The following is an 18,103-nucleotide window of genomic DNA, read 5'->3' on the forward strand; positions in this document are numbered from 1 at the left end:
ATTCAAGTTATTTAACTATATAGAATATTTTTCAATTATTAATTTTTATTAACATTGATTTATTGATATTAAAATTAAATTATATTATTTATAAAAATGTAATAGATTTTTTACTTTTATATTGCAGTCTTTTTTAAAATATGATATTCTTATGCTTTTAAGAAACTATGTTAGATAATGGAAACAAATTATGGATAATATGAATGAAGCCTTAGACTATATATACTCATTTATGGGTAAAAAAACACTGCATAAAAATAGTTTTAATCATATAAACAATGTAAAAGGTATATTAAAAATTTTGGGATATAAACAGATTTTTAAAGTTATACATGTTACAGGAACAAAAGGAAAAGGATCTACTACATTAGTATTATCTAAAATGCTTTCATCTATAGGTTATAAGGCTGGAGCTTTCATATCCCCTCATATAATAAATGAAAGAGAAAGAATATCTATAAATGAAGAATGGATAAGTGAAGAAGATTTTATCAATATAACTAAAAAAATAAAGAATATTATAGATAATAATGAAATATATAGTAATACAACAGTATTTGAAATATTTACAATAATGGGTCTGTATTACTTTTTTATAAAGGGTGTTGATTATGCATGTATTGAAGTTGGTATAGGAGGAAAATTGGATTGTACTAATATAGTAGAATCTTATATAAGCATTCTCACATCAATATCTTATGATCATATGGAAATATTAGGATATACTATAGAAGAAATAACTACCCAAAAAGCAGGTATTATAAAACCTAATTCTGTTGTAATATCAGCATATCAGGAAAAAAATTCTATAAAGATAATAGAAGATATATCAAAAGAAAATAATAGCAAATTATATGTTTTTAAAAGAGATTTTGATGCAGAAATAATACTCAACAGCAATGAAAAATTAGAATTTAATTATTTGGAGAATGATAAAAAATATAATTTTTCAACTGTATTGCTTGGGGAACATCAGTCTGAAAATATATCTCTAGCTTTTAAAGCATTAAATATACTTCTTAAAGCAGATAATAATCACACGGAAAAAAATATTAATAAGGCAGTAAAGTCTTTAAAAGATTTTAGTATCAATGCAAGACTTACTTTTATGCATAAAAATCCTGATATAATAGTAGATGGTGCTCATAATTCAAAATCATTAGAAAGGATACTAAATACTATATATAAATGGTATGATGATATTATAATATTGTTTGCTCCTTTGAGTCAAAAAGATATAAAAAATATGTCTGATGTATTAAAAAGACATGCTTCATTGATAATACTAAGTTCACCGGATAATATATCGTATAAAGAAACAGACAGCTATAAAACTTATCAGTATTTTAAAGATAATACTAATGTTAAGCATATACCAAATTTTCATGATGCAGTTGAAAATTTAAAATCTATTAATAAAACCAATAAGCCAGTACTTGTAATAGGTTCACTATATGCTGCAAGTGAATTTATAAGTTTATATAAAAATAGGGATATATAAAAATATATCCCCAATATGTTATAAAACTTTTTCTATTATGATGATTTCTTAATATAAATATCTTTCTTCTTCTTCGTCTTCTTCTTCTCCGAATTTGTATATGTCTAAATGAATACCTAGCTGAACACCTATATCAACAGATCCTAATTTTCCAGGATAACTGTATCCTTCACCTAATGAAGCTAAATTATCTTTTATTTGATAATATGGTATATCAAAATTAACATATAAAGATAAACTTACAAGGAATAAATCTATACCAGTATAAAGTCTTACATAAGGTATAACAGTATTATTAAATCTAGCCGAGAAATTACCTGCGCTTAATGCTATGTTATTATTACCTTCCCAATATTTACCAGTGAAAGGAATTTTAACGCCTCCTCCTATACCTAATACAAATAGCATAGGGTTCCATCTGAAATTAATACCTGTCATAACAGTATCAAATTCATGTGTAAAGTTTTTTGAATCAGTTTGAAATTTAAATGTATCTCTATACCAACCAACATCTATACCTATAGATACATTATTAAGTTTATTTACATTAAAAGTAACTCTAGGGTTAAATATAACACCTACTTCAAATGATGTTTGAGGACTTATTGATGCAGTAGGATTTAAATTGTCTGTTTGATATAGGCTAGGAATACTTCCTCCTAATGGGATATAAAGTCCTACACCTAAAGCATGAGAGTAGGCTAATGCCGACACCATAGTAAATAAGCTGATAAGTATAATAATTTTTTTCATATTTTTCTCCTTAAAACTATTATGATATATATGATAGCAATATGAAATAATTTATAATATTTATTTTGCATTGAAGAATATAATAAAAGAATAAACGAATGTTTAAAATTTGAAAAGCTAAACAGGTAATTTTTGAAATATAAATTTAAATACTGCATAAATTAATTCCATAAAACTCCATAAACCTATTTTTAATGTAAATGTTTTTTATATAAAAGTCAATATGAAAATATGATATTTTACAATACTGTACCTTAGTATTCTTTTATCAAATTATAGTTATTTTATCAGTTTATATATAAATTAGGGATATATATAAATATATCCCCACTTGTTACAAAACTTTTTTATTATACTTATTCTTTAAGAGAATTCTGATTATTCATTTTCTCCAAATTTGAATATATCGAGATGTAAACCTATCTGAACACCTATATCAACAGATCCTAATTTTCCAGGATAACTGTATCCTTCACCTAATGAAGCTAAATTATCTTTTATTTGCATGTTTGGTATATCAAAATTAACATATAATGCTAAACTTATAAGAGATACATCTATACCTGTATAAAGTCTTATATAAGGTATAACAGTATTATTAAATCTAGCCGAGAAATTACCTGCACTCAATGCTATATTATTATTTCCTTCCCAATATTTACCTGTGAAAGGAAATTTAACACCACCTCCTATACCTAATACAAATAGAGAAGGACTCCATCTAAAATTAATACCTGTCATAACAGTATCAAATTCATGTGTGAAGTTTTTAGAACTTGTTTGGAATTTAAATGTGTCTCTATACCAGCCAACATCTACACCTATAGATATATCATTATATTTATCTATATTAAGTGTAACTCTAGGGTTAAATATAACACCTACTTCAAATGATGATTTTGGACTTAATGATAAATTAGGATTTAAATTGTCGGTTTGATATAGGCTAGGAATACTTCCTCCTAATGGGATATAAAGTCCCACACCTAAAGAGTGAGAGTAGGCTAATGCCGTTGTAATCAGAAATAAACTGATTAGTATAATACTTTTTTTCATATTTTCTCCTTAAAACGAATAAAAATGTTTAGGGATATGATAGAAACATGAAATAATTTAGAATATTCTCTTTAGATAAAAAATTGTGAAAGAATAAACGAACGTTTAACATTTGAGAACACAAACGTAGAATTTTTAAATATAGAAATTTAAATATTGCATAAATTAATTCCATAAAACTTTCATAAACCTATTATTAATGTAAATGTTTTTTATATAAAAGTCAATATGAAACTATATAATGCTATAGTATACCTTGGTATTTGTTGATAATATCTATGGTTTTTTTGGAAGCACCGTTATTTTGTATGAGTAAATTATATGCTTTATCTGCTAAACTATTTCTAAGCTCTTCATTTTGATATGCTTCTTTTATTGTATCAGCTAATTTTTCTTTATCATCGCATGTGAGTACAGCTTCTTTCATATACTCATATATTTCAATAAAATTATACATATACTTTCCAACTATAACAGGCTTTTTAAAATAAATAGCTTCTAATATATTATGTCCGCCCATAGTTCCCATAAAAGTACCGCCCATTATAACTAAGTCAGAAAGTTTATACCAATTTAATAATTCACCTATTGTATTAATAATTATTCCGTCTTCAGATGTTTTATCATAATCTGTATAAAGAGGCATCTCATAACCTAATTTGTTAGCTAGTTTCTGTATATCTTCTCCTCTATTTATATCTCTAGGTACTATAACCACATATACTTTATCTTTAATTCCTAGATCATTTATAGCTTTTAATATAAGCTCTTCCTCGCCTGCATGTGTACTTCCTGCTGTTATAACAAATTTATTTACAGGTATCATATTTTCTAAATCATCTATCTTTTTTTCATCTATATAATAATTTATATCATATTTCAAATTTCCTGTAACAGTTATAAGAGATTCCGGCATTCCTATATATATCATATTTTCTTTATCAACATTGCTTTGAGCTAATATTTTTGTATACATATTGAAATAAGGCTTAAAGAAGAATTTAAAATTTTTGTATCCTTTTATTTCTTTTTTACCTATTCTTCCATTAATCATATATAGAGGTATAAGTTTTTTATGAAGCGAATATATAAGAGTAGGCCATATTTCTATTTCTGCTATCATTACATATTCAGGTGAAATTAAATTTATAAGCTTATTAATCATATGAGGATAATCTAAAGTAAGATAGAATAGTTCTACTTTATCTCCGTAATTCTTTTTAGCTATATCATATCCACCTACTGTAGTAGTTGATAAATAAATTGTGTAGCCTTTTTCTATTAAAGTAAATACTATTTCTCTAACTGCTACTATTTCACCTACACTTACAGCATGTATCCATACAGCATTTTTATTATTTTCTTTAGGATATATAAAACCTAATCTTGATAAAGCACCTTTTCTAATGGATTTATTAAATATCATCATAATGGAAAAAACTATAAATATTACAGGATAAAAAACATATCCGAATATCGTATATACAGACATCAAAAATTTCTGCATTATTTATTTCCTCTAAATTATAAAATAGCTGCTATAGTCATTATAATAATAATTAAATATACAATAAAAGAAATTCCAGCCTTTACTAAAGCATGATGTTTTCTTGTTCCCCATTCACATTTGAAATACACTATTGTAAATGCAATAAATAATAATATTTCAATAGCATTCACCGTAATAAAAATAGCTTCATATATACCTGTTTTTATATTATTATGCTCTATTATATAGAAAGCTGCTATGGGGAAAAGCATAAATATAGAAGCATTAACTATTCTATGTATTAAAATATATTTATTCATGACTTAGATTATACTAAAATATATATAATTGTCAAAGTAAATTTTTAGTTTTATATTAATTTTTAAATTCTTGTTAAATCTTTTGTTAATAAAGTATTTGATTTATTAATTTTTATTCTTATTATGATTCCTATAAACACTATTATAAACGTTATAAATACTGCAAAATATAAGTTAAAATTTAATTCATATTTAAGAAAATTAATACTGCTGAATTTATTTGACAAATTTATTAAAAGTTCTGAGAAAAATTCGGCTGATGCTGATGGAAAAATTGATAATGGTTCATATATTTGATATGTTATTATTGTTATTAGAGATGATGATAGTATCATAAAAGATAGAGGTACAGCAAATATATTGGATATTATAGAAGTGATATTTATTATATGAAAATGATATACGCTTAATGGAAAAACAGTTATAAGTGCAAATATATTTATTGATAAAAATGCCAATAGTTTTATAGAAATATTTTTTACTAAGTTTGTAATTTTATTATTTGTATTTATTTTTATTATATTTTTTATTATATAGAAATTGAATATAGGATAATAAATAATTATTCCTAAAGTTGCTAAAAATGAAAATTGAAAACTTATATCTTTAATTGAATTTGGATTTAACAGTAATATAATTAATCCTGATAGAAATAATGCATTTATAGCATTTCTGTTTCTGTCAAAATAATATGATATAAGAAGACAAAATGCCATTATACTTGCTCTTATTATAGAAACTGAAAATAATGTCATAGGAGGATATATAATTATTGTAATTATTGTAGATATTAATATTCTGTTATAAAAGTTTATAGGAAAGAACGATAGTATTAAAAATAAAATTGAAAGTATCATTGAAATATGAAGTCCTGATATAGAAAGTATATGGGATATTCCAGCATCTATAAAGTATTGTCTTATATGATATGGTATTATATTTTTATCGCCTATCATTATTCCTTGTGCTATAGAGTAGGGTATAGCTTCCATATTTGAGCCTAATGATTTTTTTATTATGTTTCTTATTTTTATAGAATGGGCATTTATATAATTAATAATAGAAAATCCGTTTTTTTGAATTACAAAATTATTATATCTGTATATGCTTGCTGCGCCGTAAAGCATTCTGTCTGATAAAACTTCTATTATTATTTTAGAATTATAAATGTCATCGTTAGTTAATATATTTTTGTATAAATTTATTTTTGATGATACTGTTATTTCATCATTAATAAATAATGTTTTTGATGAATCATTATATAGTCTTATATTTCCTGCATAATTATACCAATTAGTGCCGTCATAAACTTTATCTACATAAGCAATATATCTTTCTCTGAAACCTATAACTCCATCATATGATAATATTTTTGCATTGTATGCTTCTATTGGTTTGTCAAAATTACTAAGCGGATTTTTTAATATATCATAATACCTTATAATTGTATAACTGTATCCAATGAATGAACATGAAAATATTAGCATTATTATAGAAATATTTAATTTATTTTTTAATGCTAATATTATTGATAAAACTATAAGTACTAAAGAAATTATAATTGAAATATAAAGAAAGTTATTAGTTTTGAATGCTAAAGCTATGCCAATTGAAAATGATAATGTAATGTATATTATATATGTAAGCGGATATAGAAAAAAAATGTTATTATTTTTAATTTCTTTTAACGATTCCATAGAAAATAATATTTATAATAGTATCCAAATCTTTTTCATAAACCTCTGAATTTTTATTTTTAGCCCATTCCAATTCAAAACCCTTTATTATGGCAAGAATAGCTTCAGTGGCAAGTCTTAAATCTATATTGAATAGCCCTTTTTTAACTCCGCTTCTTAATATCATTTTTATTGTATTATATTCTTCTTTATGATATTGTGCCCTCATATGTTCTATAAGAGTGAAGTCTTCAAATATTTCACTATGAAGTGCTTCATAAAGATTTGCAAGTTTTATATAACCTTTCTGTCTTGTAAGAATATATGCTCTTAATTTAGTTTCTGCTGTATCTTCTTTTTTTATCGCTTCATATAACTCTTTTTTTAGATCATTAGCTTCATTTTCTGCTATGGCAAAAAATATTTCTTCTTTACTATTGAAATAATGATAAATGCTGCTTTTTGATTTATGTACCATCAATGCTATATCACTCATAGATGCTTTTTTGAATCCGTACTTTTTAAATAGTCTTTTTCCAGCATTTACTATCTGTTCCCGAGGAGTCATTATGCCAACCTTTAACCCATATTTAATTATATTATATACTCTATTTTTTATTTGTCAAAGTTTATTAAAAATTAAAGAACATTAATAGTATGTATATATGAAAAATATTTGTGATTATAGTATTTTATTAAATAAATTTTTATTATAAAATGTTATATTATTAATATTATAATTAAGTATTTTTTTAATTATATAAATTAATATTGCTGTATAAATCTTTTTATGTTAATATAAAAATATGTGTAACAAGTTTGATACAAATATGTTTGATGATATTGATGTTTTAAAAGAACTTGCAAAGACTTGGCATGCTTATTATAATTTTAGAATGTCTTGTATTTCACTGAAAAATTCAGAGTATCTTTTAAGTATATTATCATTGATATTAAATCCTGCCAATCATTATGAATATAAGGATATAGGTATGATATCATATGGTATTTTAGAGGAATATCATTCTAAACATAAAGAATTTAGTATATTAAAAGAATTTTTAAACTCTGATTATAATTCTGCAGTTCTATCAAAGATAGTAAGTTTATTGGAAGGAAATGATATTATTATTGATAAAACTTATGATGAAGATATTAATTATATAGATGGTTTAGATTTAGATCCTATTTTAAAATTATTAGTTTATCAAAAAATATCTTATGAATATGTTAAAGATTATCATAGCAGTTTTATAATATGCCGTGTTATATTTAATATATATTCATATAAATTAAAATTGTTGGATACTCCAATATTGTATCCATATCAATTTTTTGAAGCTAGTATGAATAGCACATCAGATAAAGAATCTATAATAAGATATTTAAAGTTTTTAAGAGGAATATGTTTATATGCGGTAGATACTATTAGTTTTGTTCATAAGAATTTATTAGTATTAAAAAATAAATTACTGCTTAATAAAAATTTTAAGAAATTAACAGATTCTAATGTATTTTCTATTATATTTATTACTCCTTATGTAAGGATAGTTGATTTAATGGAGATGTTTGGATGGAAAAGAGATAAAGCTGCTAGATTATTATCAAAGTTAAGGGAAGAAGGATTATTTAGCGAAACTAAAGTAAAAAAAGAGAAAATATTTGTAAATAAATATATAATAGGGTTATTTGAGTCAGGAGAAAATGAAAAACCAGAAGAGTTTTTGGATAAGTTTATATAAAAGTGCTTGACATTTTTCTAAAAACATGTAAAATGCTTTAATATTTAATAATTAGACATCGCGGGGTGGAGCAGTTGGTAGCTCGTTGGGCTCATAACCCAAAGGCCGTAGGTTCAAGTCCTGCCCCCGCTAATAGCCAATAATAAAGGCTTATTTATTCTGGCGGCGTGGCTCAGGTGGTTAGAGCATGCGGCTCATATCCGCAGTGTCAGGGGTTCAAGTCCCTTCGCCGCTAATAATTTTATAAAAAGGCAGGTGAGTGAATTGGTAAGAGTATTCGCTAATGAAGGCGAACCAGTAGAAAGCGTTATTAAAAGATTCCGCAGAGCTTGTGAAAATGAAGGCATCTTACAGGATCTTAAAGAAAAACAATTCTATAAAAAACCTTCTCTTGAGAAAAAACTTCAAAGAGAAAAAGCTCTTAAGAGAATGAAGAGAAAAATCAAAAAAGAACGCAGACTTGGTTTGTTATGATTAATCTGTTTTTTTATTCAAAGCATTGATATTATGTATCAATGCTTTTTTTAATCTAATTAACATACACACTTGAAAATATTTATTATTTAATGTATAATGCTCACAATTTTAAAATGAAATAATTTTAAAATATTAATTAATGCTAATAATTTAATTTAATAATACTAAGGAGAAAATATATGGCAGCAAAACAGCTATTATTTGATGAAGAAGCTAGACGTGCCCTTATGAGAGGTGTAGATGCTTTAGCTAATGCCGTAAAGGTAACTTTAGGACCGCGTGGACGTAATGTTGTAATAGACAAAAAATTCGGTCCTCCTACTATAATAAATGATGGTGTAACTATCGCTAAAGAAATAGAATTAGAAGATCCATTTGAAAATATGGGTGCTCAAATAGTTAAAGAAGTAGCTACTAAAACTAATGATGTTGCTGGTGACGGTACTACTACTGCTACAGTTTTAGCTCAAGCTATGGTAAAAGAAGGTTTGAAAAATGTAACTAGCGGTGCTAATCCTATGCTTATTAAAAGAGGTATAGAAAAAGCTGTTAGTGAAATAGTTGCTCATATCAAATCTGAAGCTAAACAAATCAAAGGTAAAGAAGAGATCGCTCAAGTTGCTACTATTTCTGCTAATAATGATAAAGAAATTGGTTCTTTAATCAGTGATGCTATGGAAAAAGTTGGTAAAGAAGGTGTTATCACTGTTGAAGAAGCTAAATCTTTAGAAACTAGCCTTTCTTTAGTTGAAGGTATGCAGTTTGACAGAGGTTATATTTCTCCATATTTCGTAACTAATGGAGACAGCATGACTGCTGAATTAGAAGATGCTTTACTTCTTATTTATGACAAAAAAATCTCTAATATGAAAGAACTTCTTCCTATACTTGAGAAAATTGCTCAAACAGGAAAACCTTTCATTATTATTGCTGAAGATATTGAAAATGAAGCTTTAGCTACTTTAGTACTTAACAAAATGAGAGGAGTATTAAATGTATGTGCAGTTAAAGCTCCTGGTTTTGGTGATAGAAGAAAAGCTATGTTAGAAGATATAGCTATTCTTACTGGCGGTCAAGTTATCAGCGAAGATTTAGGTATGAAACTTGAAAATGCTGCTATCGAACAATTAGGAAGAGCTAAAAAAATCACTGTAGATAAAGAAAATACTACTATTGTTGAAGGTGCTGGAAGCAAAGAAGATGTTAAAAATAGAGTAGCTACTATTAAAAAACAAATAGAAGAAACTGACAGCGATTATGACAGAGAAAAATTACAAGAAAGATTAGCTAAACTTTCTGGCGGTGTTGCTGTTATCAATATAGGTGCTGCTACTGAAGTAGAAATGAAAGAGAAAAAAGCTAGAGTAGAAGATGCTTTATCTGCAACTCGTGCTGCTGTTGAAGAAGGTGTAATTCCTGGCGGCGGTATCACTTACTTACATGCTCAGCATAAATTAGAATCTTTAACTGTAGAAAACCCTGATGAACAAGTTGGTGTTAATATCGTTAAAAGAGCTATTGAAGAGCCTATAAGAATGATAGCTACAAATGCTGGTTTAGACGGTTCTGTTGTTGCTATTGAAGCTAAAAAACAAAAAGGCAATATGGGTTTCAATGCTCTTACTAATGAGTGGGTTGATATGTTAAAAGCTGGTATTATTGATCCTGCTAAAGTTTCAAGAAGTGCTTTACAAAATGCTGCTTCTATTGCTAGCCAAGTATTAACTGCTGAAGTTATTATTACTGATATACCTGAACCTGAAAAACCAATGCCTCCAATGCCTGGCGGTGGAATGGGCGGTATGTATTAATAAATAGCCTATAAAAATTATAATAATTAAGTTTATAATAAAAAAGCCTCAGTATTTTTTACTGGGGCTTTTATTTTATTAGGTTAATCTAATTTTATTTTAATGAAAAATATTCTAAATCTTTTACCATAGCTTCAGTTTTTTCTGAAACATTTTTACTGAGATTAGCACTTTCTTGAGCCATATAGGAATTCTCTTGAGTAATATCATTTAAAGAATTGACAGCCATTTTTATTTGTGTAATATTATCATCTTCTTCTATTATAGCATTTGTTATATTTGATAAATCTTCAGATACTTCAAATACAAAATTTTCTATATCACTTAATAGTTTAGCAGATAATTCTACAGCCTCATTTCCAACATTTATTTTATTTATTGTATCGGATGTAATATTTGTTATTTCATTTGCAGCATCATTAACATTTTGTGCCAATGTTCTTATTTCAGAAGCAACAACTGCAAATCCTCTTCCCTGTTCTCCAGCCCTTGCTGCTTCTACTGCGGCATTAAGTGCTAATATATTAGTTTGAAATGCTATAGATTGTATCATCTTTGTTATATCAGATATTTTTTTACTTGCTTCAGAAATATCCTGCATATCTTTTAATGTTCTGTTTGAAGCCTCCACTCCATTTTTTGTAGCCTCTGCTGCTTTAGCACTAACTTCTTTAGCCTTTGATGAGTTTATAGAGGTATCTCTTAAAGAATTTGATAATGCCTCTATTGAACTTGCTAATTCCTCCAAAGAAGCTGCCTGAGATGAAGTTCTATCCGATAAATGTATGCTTCCATTAGAAATTGTAGCTGCATCATTATTTATATTGTTAATCTCTTCTTTAAAATTTGATATTACTTCTGATATATGAGCTTGCATATCATTTATTGAGTTTACAACTCTTCCCATCTCATCTTTTCTTTTATTATATTTTTCATCAAATTTTATATGGAAATTACCTTCAGCCATTTTGGTCATATTGACTGCTACCAAATTTAAACTGTTTGATATAGGTCTTGCTATTAGCATAACTAATACAGTTTCTAAAAGTATTAGAAACAATATAACTAACAATAGTGAAATTTTAAAAAATCCTAATGATTTATTTAATTTTGTATTTTCACCGTAACTAGTACATATCCATGATACAGAAGGAATTTTCATACTTATTATCCAGTTCTTATTTTCTAAATTATAAAAAATTTCTTTTCCTGTAACATCATTAATATATTTTGAGAATAAATTATTTTTTAATAATGTATTTTCTTCACTAAGTAAATAGTTTTTATCTTTATGATTCAAGTATATTCCTTTATCTGTAACAACGTTAATAGTGGCATTATTTTCACTGCCATATTGATCAGATATAGTTTGCAAATTTTTTAATGATATATCCATACCTATAACACCTTTTAAAGCATTATTTGTATAAACAGCCTTAGCAAATGTTACAACAACTTCTCCTGTAGTTGCTGCTATGTATGGAGCACTTACATAAAAATTTGTAGTTTTTAATGCACCTTGAAACCATTCCCTTGTAGTTTGATCATAATCAGGAGGTAAGCTTGACTCTAAAAGATTTATGAATGAACCTCCATTTTTGAAAGGTATATCATTAGCAAAATATAAATCTACCATTCCAGGATCTTTTAGTATTTCTCCGAATGCTATTAACATATCCTCTTTAGATATTGGAGCAGTATTGTATGATTTGATAACTTCTATTTTAGAATTAAAATATAATAGCCAATTTGCTATATCCATCTGAACATTATTCATGAAATTTATATTTTCTCTCATAAACCTTTCTTTATATATAGGTTCATATATTAATATTATAATTATATATACTGTAAATAAAAAAGCAGAAAATGGAAATAAAAATTTAAACATTAAATTATTAATATGTTTTAAAATATTTTTCATAAATCTACCCTCAATAATTTATATAACTATTATAGTAATATAAATTATTCAAGTCAAATAATATTAGATTTTTTATAAGGTATTTTTTATTTATTATCTCTATAATGCAGTAGATTAAGGAAATTAGTATTATAATCTTTTCTAGAAATTTCTTTGTTTTTATATAATAAATTTTTATATTTATCGTCTGTCTTTATAGTTTTATTTCTAAATCCTCCTTCCATTCTAAGTGAGTATAAAACATCTCCTATAGTAATTGATTCGGGAGGACAGCCTAAAGAATATGATATATTTGGTCCATTAGATATTTTTATAACATACATTGATTTTTCTAATGGTTCAGATATTTCTGTAATAATTGTAGGTGCTGTTCTAAGCTCTTTAGCCAATTCATACATGGTTATAGCTTTTTTTCTCTTTATAAATCTATATGATATTATATGCATAAATTCTAATGCTATAAGTTCTTTTTCGGCAAATGATAATTTAATACTGTTTTTATCCACTCCATAAGATCTGAAATATTGTATAGAGTAGGTGAGTTCTGCTCCGAATAATATTATAAGCCATACTATATATAACAATAATAATAAAACAGGTATTTGAGCAAAAGAACTTGCAGAAGACAATTCTGCAGGCATTATACTTGTAAGCATATTATTTTCGCTGCTTATAGTAACTATATCATCTATTTGAAAATTATATTTTAATAATTGTTCTGTTACATTTGGGGAAAAAGTTAAAAATTCAAGCATATTAGTTTCTATAGGTTCTTTTTTATATGTAGTTCCCCCTAAGCCTGTTCCAGTATTTTGTATAATAATGTAGCTTATTCTTTCTATTTTTATGCTGGATATATTATCAACATCAATTTTTTGATTTTTTTGAAGCATATTTTTATTAGTATTTAGATAATCATTATTACTAATTGTTTCTACATTGTAATTTGTTTCTAAATTATTATTATTGTTATTTGTTATTATTGATTCTATTATATTATTTTGTTTGTCTGTAGTATTTATTTCTTTTACTAAGTATTCTATTTTATATTTATCATTATCAAATATTTGCTTATAATTTTTTACATCTATATTAAGTTTAAAATATACACTAAATAGAGTTATTATAGCCATTGCAACCAATACTGAAGATATAGTGGCATTAGACCAATTTACTTTAGTTTGAGGTACTAATACATACAAGAATAATACTAATAAAGAAGTAGATATTATAGGTGTAACCCAAGATAATAATATTTTAATTAATGCAGGAAGACTATGCAAACTTATAGATGTATATGTAATTAGAGTAAATGATATACCAATAAGTATGGGTATTAAAAATAATAATGCTATATAATTAGCTGCTACCCTTGGTATAGAAGTTTTTATTTTTACGCGCCATATTTTTATTAATGATCTTTGTATGCTATGAAGTATCAACGCAACACTTACTACAGTTGATATGATACCTATTATTCCAAAACTAGCCAAATCTGTGTTATCAGCTATATTAAGTATTTGCCTTACCATAGGTTCATAGAATGGAGCATTTTTTTCCATCCAATCGAATATAAATACAAATATATTCTGATATATATTAAATATTCTTAATATAAAAAGTCCTACTATTAATGTTGGTATGAAAGATAATGTTACAAGATATGTTAAAGCTGCTGCTCTTATTGTACAGTCATCTTTAAAGAAGTCTGTTACAGCAAAGACTATTATTCTATAAGAATTCAAAAAAAACTTTTGTATGGGATTGAATAATTTAGGATCTGTATAATATATCTCTTCATTGAAAAAAATCTTCAATTTTTTGAAAAAATTTTTAATTTTTTGAATTTTAGTCATATAACACTTCTTGCAAAAAAAATTATATAATGTATAATATATAAACATTAAGCGAGGGTGGCGGAACTGGCAGACGCACTAGACTTAGGATCTAGCGCCCTAGGCATGAGGGTTCGATTCCCTCCCCTCGTAATCTTTATACATTATCATCATTCTTTTTATCATTATCAACTTCTATAGAAAATTTACATTTATTACAAACTTTCTTGTATCCGGAAGATGTTTTTATAATTCTCATAGAATTTTTACAATTACAAAATGGACAATCCTCATGATTTCTAAATACTATCATTGATATGAAATCTATTATTTTACCTATACCTGACACAAAAAATAGTATTCCGAACATTAATATAAATATAAATATAATAGCTATAAAAAATATAATAACCAATAAATCCACTTTTATATATCCATTACTAGTTTTGCATATTATATCTTAAATATAAGATTTTTTAAAGAAGTCTGAGTATATTTTTATTGTATTTGTATTAATATACTTTATAGGAAAATTTGACCAGCTATCTAGAGCATTATTCCATAATCTATAATAATAACTGCTTCCTTCTTTTTTCCATTCATAAGTATAAACTTTTTTTTCCTGACCGTCATTATTTATATATTCTATTTTATTATTATTAAAAAAAGTATATATTTCATTGCCATTATTTAGTTGCCAGCTTCCAGTGAATCTATGGTCAACAACTCCTTTTTCTACACTTATAATTTCTTTTTTCTCACAAGAACCTATAATTATTGAAAAAGATAATATAATCATAATAAATATTTTATACATTGACAGTCCTTTAATTTAATCTAGTATCATATATAGTATCGTAATAATTATCATAAAATAAAAATTGTATATTACTAATTATACATATCAATATTGATAAAATATTTTAAACATATATAATAATGATTCTGTAACAATATAGATAAAATAATATTAGGATTATTTATGCAGAACTATTTAGACTTATTAAAGAAAGTATTAGAAGAAGGCGAAGAGACTAAAGATAGAACCGGAGTAGGTACAAGAAGGATATTTGGTCCGCAATTAAGATTTAAATTTGAAGGAAATAAAATACCAATAATAACAACAAAAAGAGTTTTTATGAAAGGTGTTATTATAGAATTACTTTGGTTTTTGCAAGGATCTACAAATATAAAATTCTTATTAGAAAATAATGTTCATATATGGGATGAGTGGGCTGATGATATGGGAGAGCTTGGACCTGTATATGGAAAACAGTGGAGAGCTTGGGAAACTAAAGAAGGAAATAAAATAGATCAAATATCAAATATAGTGAATACATTAAGAAATAATCCTGCAAGCAGAAGAATTATTTTAAATGCATGGAATGTGGGAGAGATTGATCAAATGCATCTTCCTCCATGCCATATGATGTGTCAGTTTTCAGTTAATAGCAAAGGAGGAATCATTACTCATTTATATCAAAGATCTGCCGATTTATTTTTGGGAGTTCCTTTTAATATAAGTTCTTATGCTATACTTACAAGGCTTTTAGCTATGCATAGCGGACTTCATGCTTCAGAATTAATAATGACATTCGGAGATGCACATATTTATAATAATCATATAGAGCAGGTTAAACTTCAGCTTTCAAGAGAGCCTTTAGAGCAGACAACAGAATTATTTATAGATAATCGTCCTAATATTTTTAGTCATGTTTATGAGGATTTCAAATTAGAAGGTTATAAATACTACCCAACTATAAAAGCGGAGGTAGCAGTTTGATAGTTTCATTAATTGCAGCAGTGGATTCTAAAAACGGCATAGGACTTAATGGTGTTATGCCTTGGGGACATATAAAAGAGGATATGCAGTTTTTTAGAAGCACAACTACAGGATATGCTGTTATTATGGGCAGAGTAACATTCGAGTCTTTAGGCTCTAAACCTCTTCCTAATAGAAAAAATATTGTTATATCTTCTAATGTAAATACAGAACTTTTGAATAAATATGATAATCTTTTTTATGAAAAATCTTTTGAAGATTCAATTTCAAAATTGCTTTTGGAAAAAAATAAGCAGATATTTATTATAGGAGGAGAATCTATTTATAAAAAGGCATTAGATTATGCAGATATGATATATCTTACTCATATAGATAAAGATTATCATTGCGATAGATTTTTTCCTGAAATAGATACTAATTTATTTCAATCTGATGAATTAAAAACATTTTTCTATAATGATATAAGCGTAAATATAATTAAATATACTAGAATTTAGATTAAATATAATTTAATAAAATAGTTGAAAAATATAAAAACTATTATACAATTTTTGCAGATATATATCTCTATTAAAAACCAATTCTTTCCGGCATTTATATATCTTTTTATTTATTAAGCTATGAACTATTTTGTAGCTTTAATATTTGGGGTTATTTATGAATAGTATAGATAATTTGTTGGAATTAGCCAATAAAGCTTTTAATAGTGCTGATTATAAGAAATCTTTAGAATATTTTGATCAATTAATTTTTTATTATGGAGATAGTGTTGAACTTTATAATAATAGAGGATTAGCTAAGAGCAGTTTGGGAATGTATGAAGAGTCCATTGATGATTTTCAAAAGGTTATTCATATTAATCCTCATTATGTAAATGCTTACAATAATATAGGTTTAGTTAAGCATAATTTAGGAATGTATGAGGAAGCTATTAATTTTTATAAAAAGGCTTTGGATATAGATAATAATTGTATTCAAGCTTGCAATAATATAGGATTAGCTAATCATAATTTAGGAATGTACGAGGAAGCTATTAAATATTATATAAAGGCTATAGAAATTTCTCCTAATGTTCATACCTATAATAATATAGGATTGATAAAAAATGATTTGGGAATGTATGAAGAAGCTATTGAATATTTTAATAAAGTTATACGATTAGATGATCATTATATAAAAGCATATTATAATATAGGACTTTCAAAATATAATCTAAAAAATTATGATGAAGCATTAGATTATTTTAATAAGGTTTTAGAATTAGATTCTAAAAATGTACATGCATATAATAATATTGGTATAATAAAGCAGGATTTGAAATTGCATAATGAAGCATTGGAATATTTTAATAGAGCTTTATTATTAGATAAAAATTATTCTAAAGCGTATTATAATAGAGGACTTTCATTATTAGAATTAGAATTATATGAATGTGCTTTAGCTGATTTTAATGGATGTTTAGAATTGGAGCCTAATTATTATCCTGCATACTGCAAAAGAGGCGAAGTTAAGTTAAAATTAAAAAATTATGAGGAAGCAGTTGAAGATTTTAATAAATATATAGAATATGGAAATCCTGATAGTAAAATATATTTCTATAGAGGTTATGCTGAATATAAATTGAAAGATTATAATAATGCTCTTAAAGATTTCAATATGTGTGATAATAATATAAAAACATTTATATTAAAAATTATATCGAAATTCAAACTTCTATTTGTAAAAAAATAATCATA

At 25.7% G+C, this 18,103-nt stretch carries 17 protein-coding genes and 3 tRNA genes; 10 read left to right on the top strand and 10 right to left on the bottom strand.

Annotation, left to right across the window (positions count from 1 at the left end):
• The first annotated feature begins 190 nt into the window (after nt 1-190).
• Nucleotides 191-1,501: a bifunctional folylpolyglutamate synthase/dihydrofolate synthase gene (locus tag BHYOB78_RS04980; RefSeq protein WP_020064410.1), complete on the top strand. Its 1,311-nt coding sequence runs from the start codon at nt 191-193 to the stop codon at nt 1,499-1,501.
• A 48-nt stretch (nt 1,502-1,549) separates the two neighbouring features.
• Here the strand turns inward: BHYOB78_RS04980 and BHYOB78_RS04985 are convergent, their stop codons facing one another.
• From BHYOB78_RS04985 to BHYOB78_RS05010, 6 genes are all read right to left on the bottom strand, one after another.
• On the bottom strand, nt 1,550-2,254 hold the full coding sequence (locus tag BHYOB78_RS04985) for a hypothetical protein (protein WP_012669711.1): 705 nt from the start codon (nt 2,252-2,254) through the stop codon (nt 1,550-1,552).
• Nucleotides 2,255-2,632: 378 nt separating this feature from the next.
• Complete coding sequence (locus BHYOB78_RS04990) at nt 2,633-3,310, bottom strand: hypothetical protein (protein WP_020064411.1); 678 nt, start codon at nt 3,308-3,310, stop codon at nt 2,633-2,635.
• 244 nt (nt 3,311-3,554) lie between these two features.
• The gene (locus tag BHYOB78_RS04995) at nt 3,555-4,817 is read right to left on the bottom strand and encodes a 3-deoxy-D-manno-octulosonic acid transferase (RefSeq protein WP_020064412.1); all 1,263 of its coding nucleotides are present in this window, start codon (nt 4,815-4,817) and stop codon (nt 3,555-3,557) included.
• Between the two features lie 17 nt (nt 4,818-4,834).
• On the bottom strand, nt 4,835-5,119 hold the full coding sequence (locus tag BHYOB78_RS05000; RefSeq protein WP_012669714.1) for a hypothetical protein: 285 nt from the start codon (nt 5,117-5,119) through the stop codon (nt 4,835-4,837).
• Between the two features lie 62 nt (nt 5,120-5,181).
• Nucleotides 5,182-6,816 (bottom strand): ComEC/Rec2 family competence protein, encoded by a 1,635-nt coding sequence (locus BHYOB78_RS05005; protein WP_012669715.1) that lies wholly within the window; start codon nt 6,814-6,816, stop codon nt 5,182-5,184.
• A complete protein-coding gene (locus BHYOB78_RS05010; protein WP_012669716.1) occupies nt 6,794-7,363 on the bottom strand; it encodes a TetR/AcrR family transcriptional regulator in 570 nt (189 codons plus the stop codon). Before BHYOB78_RS05010 ends, BHYOB78_RS05005 begins: the two co-directional genes overlap by 23 nt.
• 262 nt (nt 7,364-7,625) lie before the next feature.
• On the opposite strand from BHYOB78_RS05010, the gene BHYOB78_RS05015 reads away from it, so the two are divergent.
• The 5 genes from BHYOB78_RS05015 to groL all read left to right on the top strand — a co-directional run bounded on the left by BHYOB78_RS05015 (nt 7,626) and on the right by groL (nt 10,825).
• Complete coding sequence (locus tag BHYOB78_RS05015) at nt 7,626-8,537, top strand: hypothetical protein (RefSeq protein ID WP_390891805.1); 912 nt, start codon at nt 7,626-7,628, stop codon at nt 8,535-8,537.
• Nucleotides 8,538-8,596: 59 nt separating this feature from the next.
• Nucleotides 8,597-8,669, top strand: a tRNA-Met gene (locus BHYOB78_RS05020).
• A gap of 29 nt (nt 8,670-8,698) precedes the next feature.
• Nucleotides 8,699-8,772: transfer RNA gene (locus tag BHYOB78_RS05025), tRNA-Met, on the top strand.
• Between the two features lie 20 nt (nt 8,773-8,792).
• Complete coding sequence (rpsU, locus tag BHYOB78_RS05030; RefSeq protein ID WP_012669718.1) at nt 8,793-9,011, top strand: 30S ribosomal protein S21; 219 nt, start codon at nt 8,793-8,795, stop codon at nt 9,009-9,011.
• Nucleotides 9,012-9,193: 182 nt separating this feature from the next.
• Nucleotides 9,194-10,825, top strand: coding sequence for a chaperonin GroEL (groL, locus tag BHYOB78_RS05035; protein WP_012669719.1), 1,632 nt, complete (start codon nt 9,194-9,196; stop codon nt 10,823-10,825).
• 94 nt (nt 10,826-10,919) lie between these two features.
• Here groL and BHYOB78_RS05040 read toward each other — a convergent pair whose 3' ends face one another.
• Nucleotides 10,920-12,749, bottom strand: coding sequence for a methyl-accepting chemotaxis protein (locus tag BHYOB78_RS05040; protein WP_020064414.1), 1,830 nt, complete (start codon nt 12,747-12,749; stop codon nt 10,920-10,922).
• Nucleotides 12,750-12,835: 86 nt separating this feature from the next.
• On the bottom strand, nt 12,836-14,605 hold the full coding sequence (locus BHYOB78_RS05045) for a YhjD/YihY/BrkB family envelope integrity protein (protein ID WP_020064415.1): 1,770 nt from the start codon (nt 14,603-14,605) through the stop codon (nt 12,836-12,838).
• 51 nt (nt 14,606-14,656) lie between these two features.
• Here BHYOB78_RS05045 and BHYOB78_RS05050 point away from each other — a divergent pair.
• Nucleotides 14,657-14,737: transfer RNA gene (locus BHYOB78_RS05050), tRNA-Leu, on the top strand.
• A 4-nt stretch (nt 14,738-14,741) separates the two neighbouring features.
• Here BHYOB78_RS05050 and BHYOB78_RS05055 read toward each other — a convergent pair.
• A complete protein-coding gene (locus tag BHYOB78_RS05055) occupies nt 14,742-15,008 on the bottom strand; it encodes a hypothetical protein (protein ID WP_020064416.1) in 267 nt (88 codons plus the stop codon).
• 36 nt (nt 15,009-15,044) lie between these two features.
• Nucleotides 15,045-15,401: a hypothetical protein gene (locus BHYOB78_RS05060; RefSeq protein ID WP_012669723.1), complete on the bottom strand. Its 357-nt coding sequence runs from the start codon at nt 15,399-15,401 to the stop codon at nt 15,045-15,047.
• A 165-nt stretch (nt 15,402-15,566) separates the two neighbouring features.
• Here BHYOB78_RS05060 and BHYOB78_RS05065 point away from each other — a divergent pair, with 165 nt between their 5' ends.
• The 3 genes from BHYOB78_RS05065 to BHYOB78_RS05075 all read left to right on the top strand — a co-directional run bounded on the left by BHYOB78_RS05065 (nt 15,567) and on the right by BHYOB78_RS05075 (nt 18,098).
• On the top strand, nt 15,567-16,367 hold the full coding sequence (locus tag BHYOB78_RS05065; protein WP_012669724.1) for a thymidylate synthase: 801 nt from the start codon (nt 15,567-15,569) through the stop codon (nt 16,365-16,367).
• Entirely contained in the window at nt 16,364-16,864 is a 501-nt protein-coding gene (locus tag BHYOB78_RS05070) for a dihydrofolate reductase (protein ID WP_012669725.1), read from the top strand. The genes BHYOB78_RS05065 and BHYOB78_RS05070 overlap by 4 nt, the downstream gene beginning before the upstream one ends.
• A 160-nt stretch (nt 16,865-17,024) precedes the next feature.
• Complete coding sequence (locus tag BHYOB78_RS05075) at nt 17,025-18,098, top strand: tetratricopeptide repeat protein (RefSeq protein ID WP_020064417.1); 1,074 nt, start codon at nt 17,025-17,027, stop codon at nt 18,096-18,098.
• Nucleotides 18,099-18,103: the final 5 nt, after the last annotated feature.

This window comes from Brachyspira hyodysenteriae ATCC 27164, assembly GCF_001676785.2.
Taxonomy (GTDB): Bacteria; Spirochaetota; Brachyspiria; order Brachyspirales; family Brachyspiraceae; genus Brachyspira; species Brachyspira hyodysenteriae.